16 protein-coding genes and 1 other RNA gene are annotated in these 18,681 nt (G+C 62.3%); 10 read left to right on the top strand and 7 right to left on the bottom strand.

Annotated features, from left to right (window positions below):
* Positions 1 to 610 precede the first annotated feature (610 nt).
* The 8 genes from ACE4RL_RS09050 (at position 611) to ACE4RL_RS09015 (ending at position 7,495) form a co-directional block, all read left to right on the top strand.
* Entirely contained in the window at positions 611 to 1,570 is a 960-nt protein-coding gene (locus tag ACE4RL_RS09050) for an ArsR/SmtB family transcription factor (RefSeq protein WP_375600166.1), read from the top strand.
* 3 nt (positions 1,571 to 1,573) lie between these two features.
* Positions 1,574 to 2,467, top strand: coding sequence for a methylenetetrahydrofolate reductase [NAD(P)H] (metF, locus tag ACE4RL_RS09045; protein ID WP_375600165.1), 894 nt, complete (start codon positions 1,574 to 1,576; stop codon positions 2,465 to 2,467).
* A 129-nt stretch (positions 2,468 to 2,596) separates the two neighbouring features.
* Positions 2,597 to 3,355 carry a hypothetical protein gene (locus ACE4RL_RS09040; protein WP_375600164.1) on the top strand — a complete coding sequence of 253 codons (759 nt, stop codon included), beginning with the start codon at positions 2,597 to 2,599 and terminating at the stop codon, positions 3,353 to 3,355.
* Between the two features lie 93 nt (positions 3,356 to 3,448).
* Positions 3,449 to 4,195 (top strand): TerB family tellurite resistance protein, encoded by a 747-nt coding sequence (locus tag ACE4RL_RS09035; RefSeq protein WP_375600163.1) that lies wholly within the window; start codon positions 3,449 to 3,451, stop codon positions 4,193 to 4,195.
* 32 nt (positions 4,196 to 4,227) lie between these two features.
* An RNA gene (rnpB, locus tag ACE4RL_RS09030) (RNase P RNA component class A) lies at positions 4,228 to 4,611 on the top strand.
* 128 nt (positions 4,612 to 4,739) lie between these two features.
* Positions 4,740 to 4,889 carry a hypothetical protein gene (locus tag ACE4RL_RS09025; protein WP_375600162.1) on the top strand — a complete coding sequence of 50 codons (150 nt, stop codon included), beginning with the start codon at positions 4,740 to 4,742 and terminating at the stop codon, positions 4,887 to 4,889.
* Positions 4,890 to 5,062: 173 nt separating this feature from the next.
* Positions 5,063 to 6,163, top strand: a complete 1,101-nt coding sequence (locus ACE4RL_RS09020; protein WP_375600161.1) for a carboxynorspermidine decarboxylase — start codon at positions 5,063 to 5,065, stop codon at positions 6,161 to 6,163.
* Between the two features lie 45 nt (positions 6,164 to 6,208).
* Positions 6,209 to 7,495, top strand: a complete 1,287-nt coding sequence (locus ACE4RL_RS09015; protein WP_375600160.1) for a saccharopine dehydrogenase C-terminal domain-containing protein — start codon at positions 6,209 to 6,211, stop codon at positions 7,493 to 7,495.
* Between the two features lie 133 nt (positions 7,496 to 7,628).
* Here ACE4RL_RS09015 and ACE4RL_RS09010 read toward each other — a convergent pair whose 3' ends face one another.
* Positions 7,629 to 8,489 carry a LysR family transcriptional regulator gene (locus ACE4RL_RS09010; protein WP_375600159.1) on the bottom strand — a complete coding sequence of 287 codons (861 nt, stop codon included), beginning with the start codon at positions 8,487 to 8,489 and terminating at the stop codon, positions 7,629 to 7,631.
* Positions 8,490 to 8,583: 94 nt separating this feature from the next.
* On the opposite strand from ACE4RL_RS09010, the gene ACE4RL_RS09005 reads away from it, so the two are divergent.
* Positions 8,584 to 8,997 (top strand): MAPEG family protein, encoded by a 414-nt coding sequence (locus tag ACE4RL_RS09005; protein WP_375600158.1) that lies wholly within the window; start codon positions 8,584 to 8,586, stop codon positions 8,995 to 8,997.
* An 81-nt stretch (positions 8,998 to 9,078) separates the two neighbouring features.
* On the opposite strand, the gene ACE4RL_RS09000 is transcribed toward ACE4RL_RS09005, so the two are convergent.
* The 5 genes from ACE4RL_RS09000 to katG form a co-directional block, all read right to left on the bottom strand.
* Positions 9,079 to 10,743 (bottom strand): ABC transporter permease, encoded by a 1,665-nt coding sequence (locus ACE4RL_RS09000; protein WP_375600157.1) that lies wholly within the window; start codon positions 10,741 to 10,743, stop codon positions 9,079 to 9,081.
* Between the two features lie 37 nt (positions 10,744 to 10,780).
* Positions 10,781 to 11,809, bottom strand: coding sequence for an extracellular solute-binding protein (locus ACE4RL_RS08995; RefSeq protein ID WP_375600156.1), 1,029 nt, complete (start codon positions 11,807 to 11,809; stop codon positions 10,781 to 10,783).
* A gap of 145 nt (positions 11,810 to 11,954) precedes the next feature.
* Positions 11,955 to 13,016, bottom strand: coding sequence for an ABC transporter ATP-binding protein (locus ACE4RL_RS08990; protein ID WP_375600155.1), 1,062 nt, complete (start codon positions 13,014 to 13,016; stop codon positions 11,955 to 11,957).
* 60 nt (positions 13,017 to 13,076) lie between these two features.
* Positions 13,077 to 14,201 carry a DUF2336 domain-containing protein gene (locus tag ACE4RL_RS08985; protein WP_375600154.1) on the bottom strand — a complete coding sequence of 375 codons (1,125 nt, stop codon included), beginning with the start codon at positions 14,199 to 14,201 and terminating at the stop codon, positions 13,077 to 13,079.
* Between the two features lie 203 nt (positions 14,202 to 14,404).
* The gene (gene katG / locus ACE4RL_RS08980; protein ID WP_375600153.1) at positions 14,405 to 16,591 is read right to left on the bottom strand and encodes a catalase/peroxidase HPI; all 2,187 of its coding nucleotides are present in this window, start codon (positions 16,589 to 16,591) and stop codon (positions 14,405 to 14,407) included.
* Positions 16,592 to 16,688: 97 nt separating this feature from the next.
* Here katG and ACE4RL_RS08975 point away from each other — a divergent pair, with 97 nt between their 5' ends.
* Positions 16,689 to 17,591, top strand: a complete 903-nt coding sequence (locus ACE4RL_RS08975) for a LysR substrate-binding domain-containing protein (protein WP_375600152.1) — start codon at positions 16,689 to 16,691, stop codon at positions 17,589 to 17,591.
* Here ACE4RL_RS08975 and rarD read toward each other — a convergent pair.
* Positions 17,588 to 18,532: an EamA family transporter RarD gene (gene rarD / locus ACE4RL_RS08970; RefSeq protein WP_375600151.1), complete on the bottom strand. Its 945-nt coding sequence runs from the start codon at positions 18,530 to 18,532 to the stop codon at positions 17,588 to 17,590. The genes ACE4RL_RS08975 and rarD overlap by 4 nt on opposite strands.
* Between the last annotated feature and the right edge of the window lie 149 nt (positions 18,533 to 18,681).

Below are 18,681 nucleotides of genomic sequence, written 5' to 3'. Positions count from 1 at the left end.
TTGGAGGCTTGGAGATGGCGAATGACCGCTTTGGGCCAGCAGCGGACATTTATGGCAGGATGTGCCAATGACCGGCATGGGTTCGACATCTGCCCCTGAGCAAAAAGTTATCCCCGCCCCAGAATCCTCCCCCATACTCCTCCCATCCCCGTCACACACGCGGCCCCGACGCAGGGTCGGGCGGGGAGGCCGGGAAGAGGGGCGCCTCTTCACGCGGGTAGAAGCTCGGCAGCCGGACCTGCAATAACGGTACCGCCTGAATCCGGACCCGTGGAAAATCCGTGTTTCCGTGACGAACGGCCAGTGGCTCGTTCTACCTAGTTTCGGAAGGGCCACTGGCCGTTCGTTACCGTGCAACCGCGACGCCAAAGGGCCGGGCGGCTTCGAACCATGCCCGAAGGGCAAAATCTCCCCCGGTGGGGAGATTTTAGGTGAGAAGGCCATAAGAGCTATGCTCGAATGGCGGGTGGCATGTCCGAACGTAGGGCACATCGCGCCAGTGGCGCGATGTGAGCGAACAAGGCTCGAATGACGGCTGCCACGCCCGCAAGAATGCGCTGGACCTCAAGCCGGAAATAGATATAAAGATATCTTTATATCTGAGGGCGCAATGAGCGGATTGAACAAACTGGTCGGGGTATTGAAGGCGGCGGGAGAAAGCACCCGGCTGCGCCTGCTTGCGCTTCTGGCCGATGGTGACCATTCGGTCAAGGATCTCACCGAAATCCTCGACCAGAGCCAGCCGCGCGTTTCCCGCCATCTCAAGCTCCTGGCCGATGCCGGTCTCGTCCAGCGCCATGCCGAAGGGGCCTGGGCCTATTATCGGCTCGCGCCCGAGGGGCAAGGTGCCGATCTCGCGCGCTGGTTGACCGCGCGGGTCGATCCCCATGCGCCCGAACGTCAGCGTGACAAGGCCCGCCAGGCCGAGGCGCGCGCCGCCCAGCGGGCCCAGGCCGCCGATTACTTCGCCAAGGTCGCGGAAAGCTGGGACTTACTGAAAACCCTGCATGTGCCCGAAGCCGCCGTGGAAGCGGCGGTATTGGCCGAGCTGGGCGGGCGCAAGGTCGAGCTGCTGGTCGATCTGGGCACCGGTACCGGCCGCATGCTCGAAGTGCTCGCCCCCGCCTATGCGCGCGGCATTGGCGTCGATTCCAGCCGCGAAATGCTGGCCGTAGCGCGTTCGCGCCTGGCCGCCGCCGGCATCAGCCATGCCCAGGTGCGCCTGGGCGATATTGGCGGGCTGGACCCGGCCATTGGCCTCGCCGATGTCATCGTCATCCACCAGGTGCTTCACTATTTCGACGATCCGGGCCGCATGCTGGCCCAGGCCCGTCGCCTGCTCAAGCCGGGCGGAGAAATCCTCATTGTGGATTTTGCCCCCCACGAACTCGAATTCCTGCGCACCGAGCACGCCCATCGCCGGCTCGGCCTGTCGCGGGAGCAAATGAACGACTGGGCGGCCCTGGCCGGACTCGATGTGCGCGCCATGCGCGAATTTCCCAGTGACAGCAAGGATCGCGGGCTGACGGTGTGCCTCTGGCACCTGGGCGACCGCAGCAAGACGGAATAGACCATGATCGACGACAATCTTCGCGCCAGCCGCCTGACCGCTGACCAGCGCCCGGACCTGCAGCTTTCCTTCGAGTTCTTCCCGCCCAAGACTGACGCCATGGAAGAGCGCTTCTGGGACAGCATCAACCGGCTCGCCCCGCTCAGCCCCCGTTTTGTCTCCGTCACCTATGGCGCTGGCGGCTCGACCCGCGAGCGCACCCTGCGCATGGTGCGCCGCATCACCACCGATACCGGCGTGCCCGCGGCAGCGCACCTGACCTGTGTGGGCGCTACCCGTGATGAGGTCGACGAAGTCGTGCGCGGCTACCGCGACGCCGGAGTGAACAGGATCGTCGCCCTGCGCGGCGATCCGCCCGAGGGCGTCGGCCAGCCGTTCACGCCCCATCCCGATGGCTATCAGAACGCCGCCGATCTGGTGGCGGGCATTCGTCGCATCGGGGATTTCGACATCTCCGTCGCCGCCTATCCGGAAAAGCATCCGCAAAGCGCGGATTGGGACGCCGATATCGACAATCTCAAGCGCAAGATCGACGCCGGTGCCGACCGCGCCATTACCCAGATGTTCTTTTCCAATGCCGACTTCCTGCGCTATCTCGAACGCGCCCGCAAGGCCGGCATCACTGCGCCGATCGTGCCGGGCATTCAGCCGATCCACTCCTTCAGGCAGATTTCAGGCTTTGCGGCGCGCTGCGGCGCCTCCATCCCGCATTGGCTGGCCGAGCGTTTCGACGGGCTCGACGAGGATCCCGAGACGCACGCGCTCATGGCATCGGCGGTGGCAGCCGAGCAGGTGACCGAACTGCTCGATGAAGGCATCACCGAGTTCCATTTCTATACGCTCAACCGCTCCAACCTGGTGCTGGCCCTGGCCCGACTCCTCGGACGGCGGCCCTGAGGGATAGCGGCGTTCAGCCTGTGTTCAGCAAGTACCCCGCACATTCGTATCTGAATGGCCTTCATATTATGGCCATGAAAAGGGGCGATGTCCCCGCGCTCGGGCGGAGCTTGTTGGAAGACCTTTTCGATGCAGATTGATCGCCGTATCACCAATGGCCTGGCTTGGGCCGGCGCCGTACTCGTTGTTGCCATCCCCGCGGCCGACGCCGCTTTGCGCCATTTCAGCACCAGTGACACCCCACAGATCGCCGTGGTCGAGGAGCAGAGCGCGCCTGCGCCCACGCCCCCGGTAGAGGCCCCCGAGCCTGCCCTGGCGGCCGAACCCGACCCCATTGAAACCGCCACGACCACCATCAACCCGCCGGTCGCCAAAAGCGATGCCGTGGACAGCTACCTTCAATCTGGAAAGAAGTTGCCCAGCTATATCAGCGACGGCAGCCCGACCGAGCGCACTCAATCCGAGCGCACCCAGACCGCAGCCCTCGCGCCAGCCGAGGAAGAGGTGACCAGGCCTGCACCCACGCCCGAACCGGCGCCTGTTGCCACGCCCGAGCCCGAGCCAGAAGCTGTTGCGGCTGCGCCAGCCAAGGCGGTGACCTTGCCGACACCTGTTTCCCAGCGCCCCGCCTCCGTCCCCCGCAGCGCGGCCATCACACCTCCGCCTCCACTGGTAATCGACCAGCCAAACATCGTCGTGACGGCCGAAGAGCTGGAAGAGTGGGAAAGCGGCCCGCTCTCGGACTTTCTCGCCCGCAGGCAGGCTGGATCGGCCCCGGTCTCGCCCGAATACGATCCGGACGGCTTTTTCCTCGACGAAGGCCCAAACTCCCGAGCCCGGATCAACCGCTTTCCGCGCGCCTACGGGGATGAAGACTATGCCTTTTAGTGGTCAGCAGACCCGCTATGCCGCCGCGGCCATGGACCCTGATGGCAAGTCGGGGTAATTCTGATGGCCAGGCGGGAAAGGGAAACCCCGAAAATGCTGTGTTGCGTCCGCAAGGCCGAAGACAATCGTGATATCTGGCAGAAACTGGCTGCCTTCCTGGGATCGTTTTCCCAGCGCACCGGCGTGGCCGGCCATGTTGCCAATATTCTGGATCCCGACACCTGGCTCCCGGGCGGCCGCGACGCCGCGTTTACCCTGGCGCTGATCGCCCTTTCCGCCAAGATGGCGGTGGCCGATGGTGCCGTTACAGCGTCCGAGGTCCGGGCCTTCAACGCGACCGTGGAGGTCACCAAGGGCAGTGAACCTCAGGTGGAAAAGCTGTTCAACCTCGCCAAGCAGGATGTGGCCGGCTACGACGCGTACGCCCGCAAGGTAGCGCGGTTTTTCGCCGATTCGCCCGATACGCTCGAGCATGTGCTCGACAGCCTGTTCTTCATCGCCACGGCCGACGGTCTGGTGCACGAGGCGGAACTTGAATACCTGCGCGATGTCAGCGGTATTTTCGGCTTTGACGATGCGCGGTTCGAGCAGATTGCGGCCCAGCATGTGATGCTTGGGGATGACGTCGATCCCTATACTGTGCTTGGCCTCAGTCACGATGCCCCTCCCGAAGAGGTGCGTCGGGTCTATCGGCTGCTGGTGGCCGAACATCATCCGGATCGGCTGATTGCCAAGGGCGTGCCCGAGGAACTGATCGACGTCGCCACGGCCCGTATGTCCGCCATCAACCTGGCCTATCAGGCGATCACCAAGCCAAAGCCTCAACCCTTGCTGGCTTGACGACGGCGCGCCGCTCCCGCACATAGGCGGCGCCAGTTGACCGGGTGGCCGCTGGCGGATGGGTAACTGTCCGCTGGAGGAAAGTCCGGGCTCCATCGAAACACGGTGACGGCTAGCAGCCGCCGGGGGCGACCCCAGGGAAAGTGCCACAGAAAGCAAACCGCCCCGGCATGCTGGGGTAAGGATGAAAGGGTGCGGTAAGAGCGCACCGGGTGCCTGGCGACAGGGACCGCACGGCAAACCCCACCGGGAGCAAGACCAAATAGGGATGACGCGGGCTTCGGCCCAGCCTGTTTCGAGGCCATGTCGTCCGGGTTGGTTGCACGAGCGCGCTGGCAACAGCGGCCTCAGATGAATGGTCACCACGTCGTGGAAACACGGCCCTACAGAACCCGGCTTACAGGTCAACTGGCGTTGCCTTCCCCTGCTTTCCGTTCGATGGGCGTATTGTAATGCGGCGGCAAGCAATGGACATATGCCGGCAATGCTGGCGCAATGTGCCTGCTGGCACTCTCCTGGTGTTCTGAAACACAAGGAGCCCCAAATGAAAAAGATCCTCTCCACCGTCCTCGCCCTCGCCATTGTAGCAGGGCTTGCCGCACCCGGCTTTGCCTGGACCGGCGATACCTGCCCGTTCGCGGAGACGTCCATGTGTGAGGTGGTTAGCCTGACCAACGACACGTCCGACGATTGATCGACCGCTCGCGACTGACAATGCCGGAATGACCCTGTCCCCGAGGCCATGCTTCGGGGACGGTGCTTTTTTGACCACTTGATCATGACAGCGAGGGCCGTTACATCGTGCGCCTTTCTTCCGCCGTTCCTGAACTGGCGGGCACACGCCTATGGAGAGTTGAAGTAAGCGCGATGCCCCTGGCTACCCCCTACTACCTGATCGATGAAACGGCGCTGGCCCGCAATCTGGAGCGCGTCGACGTGCTACGCACCGCATCGGGCGCAAAGTGCCTGCTTGCGCTCAAATGCTTTGCGACCTGGTCGACCTTTCCGCAGATCGCGCCGCATATGGATGGCACCACATCGTCTTCCCTTAACGAGCTGAAACTGGGCCGGGACAAGTTCGGCGGGGAGACCCATGCCTATTCGGTCGCCTGGTCGGACGGGGAAATCGATGAAGCCATCGCCAATGCGGACAAGATCATCTTTAATTCGGTGAACCAGCTCGACCGATTTGGCGACAAGGCTGCGCATCTACCCATTGGTCTCCGTGTCAATCCAGGCGTCAGTCATTCGCATTTCGACCTGGCCGATCCGGCGCGAAAATATAGCCGGCTGGGCGAGAGCGACCGTGCGAAGGTGGAAGCGGCGATGGATCGGATTTCCGGTTTCATGCTGCACTGCAATTGCGAGAACGATTCTGTCGACGCATTTTCTGCCCTGCTCGACCAGATCGAGAACAAGATCGGCAATCTGCTCAATCGTCTCGAATGGGTCAGTCTGGGTGGCGGCATCCACTTCACCAAAGATGGCTACGACATCGATGCCCTGGCGGCCCGTTTGCGAGCCTTCGCGGACAAATTCGCGGTGCAGGTCTATCTCGAGCCGGGCGACACGGTGGTGACCGATACCACCACGCTGGAGGTCTCCGTGCTCGATATCATCGAGAACGAAATGTCCGTCGCCATTGTCGATAGTGCTGTCGAAGCCCATATGCTGGACCTGCTGGTCTATCGCGAAAGCGGGGCTGTGGCACCGAACCAGGGGCCGCATCGCTACCAGATCGCCGGAAAATCCTGCCTGGCCGGCGACGTGTTCGGCAGCTTCGATTTTCCTGAACCACTGGTCGTCGGCGATCGTATTTCCCTCTTGAATGCAGGGGGATATACCATGGTCAAGAAAAACTGGTTCAACGGCGTGGCAATGCCCGCTATAGCCATCCGCAGAAAAAACGGTGCAGTTGAGGTTGTGCAAAGCTTCGATTATGCCGACTATGTCACCAGTCTGTCATAGTGGCAGGCTGATCCCGTAACCCCGTGAAAAGGTGTTTCGTGCCAATTGAAAAAGAACCTGTTGATCATCGGCGCCGGAGGTGTCGCGCAAGTCGCTGCGTTTAAAGCAGCAATGCACAACGATGTGCTCGGAGACATTCACATTGCCTCCCGCACGGTTTCGAAATGCGAGGCGCTGGTCGCCGGCATTCTCGAGAGGAAGGCGCTCAAGCGCCCGGGTATTCTGGCCGCCCACCAGCTCGACGCGATGGATGTCGAAGCGACCAAGGCCCTGATCCGGCAGACCAAGAGCCAGATCGTTCTCAATGCAGGATCGGCTTTCCTCAATATGAGCGTGCTCAGCGCCTGTATCGAAATGGGCGTGGCCTATATCGACACGGCCATTCACGAGGACCCGAAAAAAATCTGCGAGACGCCGCCCTGGTACGGCAACTACGAGTGGAAGCGCCGCGAGGATTGCGAGCGCAAGGGCGTGACCGCCATTCTGGGCGCCGGCTTCGACCCCGGTGTGGTCAATGCCTATGCCGCGCTGGCAGCCAATGCCTATTTCGACCGGATCGACAGCATCGACATCATTGATGTCAATGCCGGCAGCCACGGCCGCTATTTTGCCACCAACTTCGACCCGGAGATCAATTTCCGGGAGTTCACCGGCACGGTATGGAGTTGGCAGCAGAGCCAGTGGACCGCGAACAAGATGTTCGAGGTCAAGCGCACCGATGATCTGCCGGTGGTGGGCGAACACACCACCTATCTGACGGGCCACGACGAGATCCACTCGCTCTCGGCCAATCTGGGCGTGCCCGACATCCGCTTCTGGATGGGCTTTGGCGAGCACTACATCAACGTCTTCACAGTGCTGAACAAGCTGGGTCTGCTCTCCGAGCAACCGGTGACGACAGCCGAGGGCCTCGAAGTGGTGCCGCTCAAGGTGGTCAAGGCGGTGCTGCCCGACCCGATGTCGCTGGCGCCCGATTATTCGGGCAAGACCTTTATCGGCGACCTGATCAAGGGCGAGCGCAACGGGGTGGAGACCGAGTTGCTGGTCTACAACATCTCGGACCACGAAGACGCCTTTGCCGAAACCAACAGCCAGGCGATCTCCTACACCGCCGGCGTGCCGGCCATAGCTGCGGCAATGCTGATCGCCAAGGGTGACTGGGACTGCCACCGCATGGCCAATGTCGAGGAATTGCCGCCTGTGCCGTTCCTGGACCTTCTGGGCAAAATCGGCCTGCCGACCCGCGTGCGGGACGAGAAGGGCGATCGCGCATTCGATCCGGCCGAATTCGACGAGAGCCGGAAGGCGCAGCCAAAGGTGCGCCAGGCTTAAGATGACGCGGCCGGGGTTAATCCCCGGCCGCTGTCGTTTGCTGCCAATCGCCAAACAATATCCCGCGACGCCTGAGGCATCCCGAACGTTCTCCGGCATTGCTGCTGCGTGGCCAATTGGCCGCAGTTGGAAGTCAAGGATCGTTCAGCTTTTTCACTCTACGAGGTGGACTCTTGTCTTGAAAGGCCTCGAACAGTGCTCGAATACGCGCTGTCTGGCGCAACTCCATCGGAGTGAGCAGCCAGACTGCAATCGAAAAGGCAGGCTCGTCTGCAAGGCGAACCAGACCTTGGGCACTGTCGGCCAAGACCGACGGAACCAGACCAGCGCCCAAACCGGCCTCAATGGCACGGCACATCATGAGAGGGGTCGGCATGCTCGCCTCCGGTCTGACTTTCGGATGCATTCGCCGTAGCCAGCGACCCGCCGGCTGGCTGCAGTCGCGATTGCCGTACTCGATCCAGGACAAGCCGTGGCCATTGGCAGCTATGTCCGCGCGTGCATAGGGGAAGAAGTCCAGCTGGCCGATCTCTCGGCCGTAAAGATGATCGTCAGGCGCATTGGTGGCTCGCAGCGCGACCTCCGCCTCTCGCCGGGAGAGATTGCGAAGTTCCGCCCCCACTTCCAGCGCCACCTCGATGCGGGGATGAGTGGCCCGGAACCGGGCTATGACCGGAAGGTAAATCCAGGCCAGAGCATCAACCGTGGTCAGCTTGATATGTCCAGTGAGCCGATGATCGCGTCCCGCAATGTCCCGTTCCAGGCCCGCAAGTTCCGCTTCGATACGGCGTGCACTTTCGAGCAAGCGCTCGCCATCGGGCGTCAGCACAACCCCGTCGTCGCGCCGGTCGGCCAGACGCGTGCCAAAATGCTTTTCCAACTCCTTGAGCTTGCGCGAAACCGTGGTATGCGCCACGCCGAGCAGACGCGCGGCGCCCGTAAATGTCCCGGCACTCTCAAGCGCGGCGACTATCGCCAGGTCGGCTGTTACCATTGAACAATCCTGCACACCCGCCGCACATCATTGCGCATTGCCCGTGCACATCTGAACCACGATATTGCTGCCGTTACCAGTCAGGATCGCAGCAATGCTCATTTCAACAGTTCTTCTCGCCGCCGGAGGCCTCGTGTTTGTCTCAGCCGCCGTGCAGCATCTCAACACCATCGGCTCCAAGGGGATCGCCTTCGTCTTCACCGACCGCTCCAGTCCATTGAGCCGCGAAGGATTTGCTGGCCGCGCGGCACGCACGTTGCAGAACAATCTGGAATCCGCGGCCATGATTGTGCCTGCGGCGGTGATCCTACTTGTAGCCAAAGCCGACAGCCTGATCGTGATTGCCGCGTCCCTGACCTATGTGGCGGCGCGGGTCGGCTTCACCGTGAGCTATTGGAGCGGCGTGAACACTGCCCGGTCATTCTTCTGGGGGGTCGGCATGGCCATGATCGCTCTTCTGTCCATCAATGCAGCGTGGTCAGCTGCGGGCGGTCTGGATATCCCCTGAACCAGCAAGTAGCGCTACACGCCGGACCTGCCCACTCTGCCCGTATTTGCGCCCGCACCGAGCCCTGTCCGATATCCTCACCTACCGGATCGTCCGTGCCGTCCGGGCAAGCAGGATGACCGGCAGGATACCGATAGCCACGATCAGCAGGGCGGCCAGGGCTGCGTCTTCATAGGTGCCCCTTGCTGCTTCGCCATAGAGCAGTGTGGCCAGGCTCTCGAAATTCAGCGGTCGCAGGAGCAGCGTGGCCGGCAATTCCTTCATGCAATCCACAAAGACAAGCAGGCCGGCGGCCGTCAGGGCCGGTCGCGACAGCGGCAGGTGAACCTTGAATAGCGTACCGCTGGCGCTGTGGCCCAAGGTACGGGCGGCCTGGTCATAGGCCGGCGGGATGCGGCTTAGACCCGCATCGATGCCACCGGTCGAAATGGCCATGAACCGGGCGGCATAGGCATAGATCAGCGCGGCACCAGAGCCGAGCAGGATCAAACCACTCGAAAGGCCGGTCAACTCGCGCCAATATCCGCCTATGGTCCGGTCGAAGGCCGCAACCGGGATGAGGATGCCAATGGCCAGGACCGTCCCCGGTACGGCGTAGCCGAGGGAAGCGACGCTCATCGCGCCGGAAGACCAGCGCCCCCCATGCAGACGGGAAGCATAGGCAACCGCAAAACCCAGGATCAGAATGATGAGTGTGGCCATGGCCGACACGCTGATGGTGTTGAGCGTGGCGCGCATCAGCGCAGGCGAGAGCCCTGCGAATTCGAAACGACGGATGGCAGCCACGCACAGATAGAGCGCCGGGCCAGCAAAACCGATCAGCACGGGGGCAACCCCAAGGCCCAGGGCGATCAGAGCGGAAATGCCGCGCAATTGCTGCCTCTGCATCTGCCGGGCGCTCTGGGCATTTGATGCGAAACGCTGGTTGCGGCGCGCCCACCGCTCCAGCACCAGCAGGGCCACAACGAAGGTCAGCATCGCCAGCGCGATCTGCGTCGCGCCTGCCAGATCAGTGCGGACCACCCAGGTGGTGTAGACCGAGGCCGTCAGCGTCCTGACACCCAAGAACTGCGACGCACCGACATCGTTGAGGACTTCCATCAGGGCGAGTGACACGCCAACTGCGATGGCCGGCCGTGCCAGCGGCAAGGCAACGCGCCAGAAGACGCCGCCCCGGGAGACGCCCAATGTGCGGGCCGCCTCGGTGACATTGGCTGCCTGGGTCAGGAACATCGCCCGGGTCGTGAGATACACATAGGGATAAAGCACGAAGCCGAAGACCAGAACGGCACCCCACATGGCCCGCAAATCGGGCAAGCGGAACTCGCGCGGGCTGGAATAGCCCAGCACAAAGCGCAACATCCCCTGCACTGGCCCGAGCGGATTGAGAATATCGAGATAGGCATAGGCCATTATGTAGGTGGGCACGGCCAGCGGCAGCAGAAGCGCCCATTCCAGCACACCGCGCCCACGGAAATCATAGGCCGTTACGATCCACGCCGCGCCGGTACCCACCATGGTGGCGATCAGCCCGCTCCCGAGCAGTAGGACCAAGGTATTCCAGGCCGATTGCGGCAATACATGTTGCACGACATGGCCCCAGAGGGAGCCGGTATTGGCCATTGCGGTGAAGGCAATCGCGCCGATCGGCAGCAGCGCGAGAGCCGCCGTGAGCAAGGTCATGGCGGCCCAGGGACTGATGGCGATGGCAAGGCGCCGATGGCGCCCCGTGGTCAGGTCGGTCATGGGAATTGGCGGCGGCACGGGCCGCCGCACTCGATGATCAATTGCCGAAGGTGTCGAAGTTGACTTCGTCGACCAGCTCGCTGGCGCGGGCGCGGAACGGCAGGATTTCGCTCAGCGCCAGGCTATCGGGCGTCAGTGTGCCGAAGCCGGCAATGATCGGATTGACTTCCGCACTGGCCGAGACCGGATATTCGAAATTGGCGTCGGCATACATCTTCTGGGCTTCGTCCGAGACCAGATATTCAAGCAGCTGCACCGCTTCGTCGCGGTTCGGCGCATGGGCTGCCACGGCTGCGCCGCTGACATTGACCAGGGTACCGCCGCCTTCGAAGGTCGGCAGAATGACCTTGACCGCATCGGACCAGGCCTTCTGCTCGTCACCACCGGCGCCGCTTGCCATCAGGCCATAGTAATAGGAATTGGCCACGGCGATGTCGCAAACGCCCGCGGCGATGTCACGGGCACCGTCGCGGTCGCCACCGGCCGCAGCGCGGGCCTGGTTGGCCTTGATGCCTTCGAGCCAGGAGCGGGTCTCGTCTTCGCCATGCTTGGCCAGATGAGCGGCAAACATCGCCGTGTTATAGGGATGCTGACCCGAGCGGATGCACAGCTTGCCGCGCCATTCCTCATCGTCGAGCTGCTCATAGGTGATGGCGTCGAGTTCGAGATCCTTGGCGGCATAGACGACGCGGGCGCGGCCGGACAGGGCAAACCAGTTACCCTCTGCATCACGCAAGGCCTCGGGAATGGCTGCTTCAAGCACTTCGGACTGCACCGGCTGGGTCACGCCGGCCTCGACCAGGTCGATCAGCGCGCCAAAGTCGACAGCCATCAAGAGGTCAGCCGGCGAACTTTCGCCCTCGGCCTGCACGCGCTCGATCAGGCCGCTTTCGAGAAACACCGTATTGACCGCAATACCGGTCTCGCTGGTGAATGCGTCCAGGATCGGCTGGATCAGGCCGGGCTCGCGCGTTGTGTAGATGTTGACCTCCTGCGCGATGGCAGGAATGGCGGCGCCCAATGCAACAAGGCTGGTCAGGCAGATGGTCTTGATGGTGGCTCGCATAGATATTCCCTCAAAGAACAGGCAATCGCATCGGCTCGTATGGCGATGCTCTGGGAGGGCCTAAAGCCATAGTGGAGTTCAGAAGTCAATTTAATTCGACCCACCTTTGAGTCGTTCTAAACTGTTGATAATAGTGGATAATCGGTCAGAGCGAGTTCGCCGGCAGGTCCGACAGCGGGAATATCATGACCTGAGAGGTGTTTACGTTGATCCGGACGCGCTCTCCGCGGCCGACATCGTGCCGCGATGTGCCCCGCATGATCAGAGGTCGATCCAGCCCCGGAACGTCGAAGGAGATCTCTTCGATTTCTCCCAGGATTGCGCGATCGATGACCTCCACTTCGAGACCCGTCTCGGCGATGGATACGGCCTGGGGGCGGATCATGACGCAAGGCGTGCCGCCTTGAAAATCGGGCGAGGGAAACCGGCCCAGCGGCGTATCGAGGCCAGACGGGGTAAAGCGGGCGGGAATGACATTGACCTGAGAGAAGAACGTTGCCGCATTGGCGGTCCAGGGCGCGTCATAGATGCGCTCACCGGTCCCGGTCTCGATCAGGCGCCCGCCCTGCATCAGGGCAACCATGTCCCCGATGGCCAGTGCTTCTTCGGGGTCATGCGTCACAATGACAGCCGTCATGTCGAGATCGCGCACAATGGCGAGCGTCTCGTGGCGCACCTTGTTGCGCAGCCCACGATCGAGATTGGAAAAGGGCTCATCCATCAGCAGCAGGCGCGGCTGGGGCGCCAGCGCCCGCGCAAGGGCCACGCGCTGTTGCTCGCCGCCTGACAGCATGTGCGGATAGCGATCCCCCAAGGCACCAATGCCAATCCGGTCGAGCGTCTCCACCACACGCTGCTGACGCTCGGCACGTGCAAGCCGCGACAGGCCGAAGCCAACGTTCTGGCGCACGGTGAGATGCGGGAAAAGCGCATAGTCCTGGAACATGAATCCGACGCGGCGCTGTTCCGGTTCGACAAACACTCCGTCGCCGGAGACCCCTACCCCTGCGATGGAAATTGCGCCGCTGTCGATGGTCTCGATACCCGCCACCGCGCGCAGGAGCGTGGACTTGCCGCAGCCTGAATGACCGACCAGGCAGGCGATCTGGCCGTGCCCGACTTCCAGCGACACTTTGGAGAGGGCCGCTACCGCGCCGAAATGGCGCGATACCTGGTCGAGAACGAGCATGGACTGGGTCGATTTCATGCCCGCTACTGGCCGCCAAGCCGACAGCTTGTCAAGAGACTGGTTGGTGCGGCTGCCCGGTCAGGCGGTCTGGCGGTCTTCGGCCATTGCACGCTTGCGAAAGGAATGGGCACGCCAGAGCTCGAAGATATGCGTGGCGTCCTCAAGATCGAGCGCCTCGAACCGGGAGAGCACCATACGCTTGTCCGCATCGCTGGGCAGGTCGCGCCAGGGAAGCGTGGCGATGATGGCACCAAAGAGATCGGGCGCCATGCCGGTGGCGCGAAGTGCCACGATGACCGCGACATAGTCTTGTCCGGCCAGCCATTTCACCACGATTTCCGGGGCAACCTGCAGCATCACGGCCATGGCCGCCGCTGCGTGGTGGCCGTAGCCAAAGCGGGCGAAACGGGCCAGAGCGCGGTCGTCGAGTTGTTTGCGGTCAGCCAGGCCTTTGACCTGATTGTAGGCGACCTTCCACTCCTGCGCATTGAAGCCGGCGCGGTTGCGGATGCGATTATAAACGACAGTGTTGATCTTGCCGGCGGCGACCGGATCAACCTGGCGGTCGAGATTGCCCAGACTTTGCAGAACCTTGCCGGCGACATGATCGATCTCGCCGCGTAAGGACTTCCAGTCGATATCGCTTCGCCCGCGCAGATCAGAGGCGATCTCGGCGTCCTCGGTCGCGCGCTTAACCAGCTTTTCCAGCGTGGTACGATCAAATTCGGCCTTGGGGTTGCGCACCAGACGCACCACCGAAGCGGTCTTGCCATGGTCCACCAGCGCGTTCCCTACCCGCTCGGTCAGCGTGGCGCGGCCCGCTATGGCAACTCGATGATCCTCGGTCTTGCTGGAAATGATGTCGATCAAGTCATCGTCGCTCAGCACATTGGAGAATTCGAGCAGCGGGCGGGCGACCTCGATGACATCATTGGCCAACTTGACGACAACCGTGCCCGGCGCGCGCTCCAGCGGCGCTAGAAGCTTGGCGACATGCACCCGGGCCTCGATCTCGACCAGTTCCGCGAGCTGGCACAGCACCTCGTCATACTGGGCGACCTGATCGTCGTCGCATCGATCAGATACATAACTGAACAATTGCGCGGTGGTGCGAAACAGTTGCTCGCGCTCCATCTGGTTATCCTCACCATTGAGAACGCGGAAATTCGCGAATGCACGGTGGCTCTCGTCGATTTCGGACATGGGTAGATCTCCCGGCTTCTGCCGCTTGGTTCAGGTCAGCCTGACTGCGACATGCTTGTGGGGGCTGAAGGCGGGAGTTCGGAATTGATTCAAATTCTATCCATTGTCGCCACTGCCTTGTGAACCGGACATTTGGTCCGCGCGGCACAACAAAAAAACCCCGGGGAAATCTCTCCCCCGGGGCATCAATGAGTGGCGTGCGCTCAGTTCAGGTCGAAGCGATCCGCGTTCATCACCTTGGTCCAGGCGGCAACGAAGTCCCGCGTGAACTTCGGCGCTGAATCGGCCTGGGCATAGACTTCGGCGAGCGCACGGAGCTGAGAATGCGAGCCAAAGATCAGATCGACGCGGGTGCCGGTCCACTTCCACTCGCCGCTCTTGCGGTCACGGCCTTCATAAACGTCTTCTTCGTCAGCCTTGGGCGCCCAGACGGTGTCCATGGTCAGAAGATTCAGGAAGAAGTCGTTGGTCAACGTCTCCGGCCGCTTGGTGAACACGCCATGCTCGTTGACGCCGGTCTTGAGCACACGCAGGCCACCCAGCAGCACCGTCAGTTCCGGGCCAGTCAATCCCAGGAGCTGAGCGCGATCGACCATGGCCTCTTCGGGCTGCATGAAGGCGCGCTGGCTATAATAGTTGCGGAACGCATCGGCGCGCGGTTCGAGCGCGGCGAAGGAAGCCACATCAGTCTGTTCTTCCGATGCGTCCATGCGGCCCGGGGTGAACGGCACAGTGATGGCCTGGCCACCGGCATGCGCAGCCCGCTCGATCGCGGCACAGCCCGCCAGCACGATGAGATCGGCCAGTGAGATTTTCTTGCCGCCAGCGGCCGAAGCGTTGAACTCGGCTTGAATCGCTTCGAGCTGGGATAGCACCTTGGCGAGTTGAGCCGGCTGATTGACCTCCCAATCCTTCTGCGGGGCCAGGCGAATGCGCGCACCATTGGCGCCGCCGCGCTTGTCCGACTTGCGGAAGGTCGACGCCGAGGCCCATGCTGTCGCAACCAGTTCAGAAACCGACAGGCCCGAAGCCAGCACCTTGGCTTTGAGATCGGCAATGTCGGCGTCATCGACCAAAGGATGATCGACAGCCGGGATCACGTCCTGCCAGATCAGGTCCTCGGCAGGTACTTCCTTGCCCAGATAGCGGACCTTCGGGCCCATATCGCGGTGGGTCAGCTTGAACCAGGCGCGGGCGAAGGCATCGTTGAACGCTTCCGGGTTTTCGAGGAAACGGCGCGAAATCTTCTCGTAGATCGGGTCGAAGCGCAGCGACAGATCGGTCGTCAGCATGGTCGGGCGACGCTTCTTGCTGGGATCGAACGGATCGGGAATGTTCTCTTCGGCGTCCTTGGCGACCCACTGCTTGGCCCCGGCAGGGCTCTCGGTGAGCTCCCATTCGTACTTGAAGAGATTCTCGAAAAAGTAGTTGGACCAACTGGTCGGGGTCTGGCTCCAGATCACTTCCGGACCGCCGGTGATGGCATCGCCGCCAAAGCCCGAACCATGTGTCGACTTCCAGCCCAGGCCCTGATCTTCAAGATCCGCGCCTTCGGGATCAGCGCCGACCAGCGACGGGTCTCCGGCGCCATGGGTCTTGCCCAGAGTGTGGCCACCCGCGATCAACGCCACGGTTTCCTCGTCATTCATGGCCATGCGGGCAAAGGTGTCGCGAATGTCGCGCGCGGCCAGAACCGGGTCCGGATTGCCGTTCGGGCCCTCGGGATTGACATAGATCAGGCCCATCTGCACGGCGGCCAGCGGCTCTTCGAGCTGGCGTTCGCCCGAATAGCGGCTGTCGCCCAGCCATGTCCCTTCCGGACCCCAGTAGAGCTCTTCCGGCTCCCAGACGTCGGCGCGGCCACCAGCGAAACCGAATGTCTTGAAGCCCATGGATTCCAGGGCGACATTGCCGGTGAGGATCATCAAATCCGCCCAGGAAATGGCATTGCCATATTTCTGCTTGATCGGCCAGATCAGACGGCGGGCCTTATCGAGATTGGCGTTGTCCGGCCAGGAATTGAGCGGCGCGAAACGCTGCTGACCCATGCCGGCGCCACCGCGGCCATCGGTGATGCGATAAGTGCCGGCGCTGTGCCAGGCCATGCGGATGAACAACCCGCCATAGTGCCCGAAGTCGGCCGGCCACCAGTCCTGGCTGTCGGTCATCAGGGCGCGAAGGTCTGCCTTGACTGCGTCCAGATCGAGCTTCTTGAACTCCTCGGCATAGTCGAAATCAGGCCCCATCGGATCGGACAGGGGCGAATTGGTATGCAGCACTTGCACATCCAGCGCCTCGGGCCACCAGTCGCGATTCTTCGGGCCGCGCCCTGCACCACCATGCGGGAACGGGCACTTGCCAGCTTCAGATTTGGGATTGGGGTCGGTCATGGCGGGGGCCTCCTGAATAGATATGGCTGCGTTATAGGGGGGTGACAACGATTAGGCCAATCGATAATTCTTCCTATCTTGATAGGAAAAACTAATTGTGACAATCACCCTCAAACAGATGCGCTATGCCATCGCGGTAGCGGAAGCCGGTCACTTCGGCCGCGCGGCAGAAGCCTCGTCGGTCACTCAGCCGGCATTGTCCCAGCAAATACTCAGCCTGGAACGCCTGTGTGGCACCCCCTTGTTCGACCGGCTCAGGACCGGCGTGGGGCTGACGCCATTCGGGCGTGAATTCATCACCATGGCGCGCGAGACCATAAAGAGCGCCGAAGCACTCAACGCCTTTGCCATTGACCGTACCGGACGCCCAGCCCGCGCCCTGCGCTTCGGACTGATCCCGACGGTAGCACCCTATCTGTTGCCCGAAATCTTTCCGGCTTTGACCAGCAACCTGCCCGACCTCAAATTCACCATCAGCGAGAGCCGCACCGAGGCACTGCTGGATGGTTTGCGCGATGGCAGCCTCGACCTCGCGCTGATCGCAACCGAACCGGCCTCGGGCGGGCCGCGCCTCGTGGACACACCGCTGTTCGAGGACAATTTCGTGCTGGCCACGCCCAGCAGCGAAACGACGAAGCATCCGGTCAGTCTGGCCGCCCTGCCCCCGGAACGCATCTTGCTGCTTGATGAAGGCCACTGTTTTCGTGACCAGACGATTTCGGCCTGCCGGCTGGACACCGAGCGCGGCGCCAAGACCTTTGCGGCAACGTCGCTGTCGACCATCGTGGAATTCGTCGCCAATGGTCAGGGCGTGACCCTGCTGCCCCAGATTGCCCTGCGCAAGGAGGCCAGCGACCCACGCATCGCCGTGCATCCGCTGAACGACCCGGCAGCGGGCCGGCAATTGCGGCTGGTCTGGCGCGAGGCCACGCCATTCGCGGCGACCTTCCTGCAGATCGCCGAGGTTATCCGCAGCACGCGCGGCGATCAGGCCGCCTAGACAGCCAGCCGCCGCCGCTGGTTGAAACTGTCCCACGAGAACACGATCAGCGACAACCAGATCAGCGCAAAGCTCAGCAGCCGAAGCGGGTTGAGCTCTTCGCCGAACATCAGGATGGCCAGCAGGAACTGGATGGAGGGCGCCAGATACTGGAACATGCCGATCGTGGTCAGACGCAGGCGCCGGACGCCATAGGCAAAGAGCAGCAAGGGCACGGCCGTCGCAGGACCTGTGGCGATCAAGAGCAGCATCATGGTCGGGTCAGCATGCACCCCAACGCCATTGCGGACGATGTCGTAGACCACGTAGCCCATGGCGAGCGGGGCCACGACAATGGTTTCGGCGAAAAGACCCGTTGCGGGGCCGGTCTGCGCCGTTTTGCGAATGAAGCCGTAAAAGCCGAAGGAAAAGGCCAGTCCCAGGGCAATGAGCGGCACCCGGCCGATGCCGGCCGCCTGGATCAGAATGGCGACACAGGCAATGGCGATGGCAATGGTCTGCATCCGGTTCTGCCGCTCGCCCAAGAGCACCATGCCGATGGCAACATTGACCAGCGGATTGATGAAATAGCCGAAGCTGGCCTCGAGCACCTGCCCGGTTTCCACCGCCCAGACATAAAGCAGCCAGTTGCACACCAGCAGCAGCGCCGAAAGCGCTATGACACGCATGCGGCGGATATCGGCCAATACGGACCGGATGTCGGAGAAGCCCGCAGTCGCGGCGATGAAGACCCCAAGCAGCACCAGTGACCAGAGGGTCCGCTCCGCCACGATCAGGACTGAGCCCGCCTGCTCGAGCAAGTGGAACAGAATGGGCAGGAAACCCCAGAGGAGATAGGCGGACAGGGCTGCGACAACGCCCCGTTGCTTGTCCACAGCATCGGCCTGGCGCGTGGTAACGCTCTGCGCGGCCAGTTCCGGGGCTTGTTCTGGAAGAGTCATGATGATCTCCGCACCGCAATGCGGGTGCTGGTTCCTGTACCAGCCGGTCCGAAGATTGGCCAATCAGAGTTTGTGATCGCAAACTCTTGCAAAGGTGATGGCTTGGTCCCAACCTTTAAGGCTGTTGGACGTTGGCCTTAAGAAGCACC

The organism is Devosia polycyclovorans (assembly GCF_042181575.1).
In the GTDB taxonomy this organism is placed as follows: domain Bacteria; phylum Pseudomonadota; class Alphaproteobacteria; order Rhizobiales; family Devosiaceae; genus Devosia; species Devosia polycyclovorans.
Note: the sequence above shows the minus strand (reverse complement) of the source record. Positions and strands in the feature narration are given on the sequence as shown.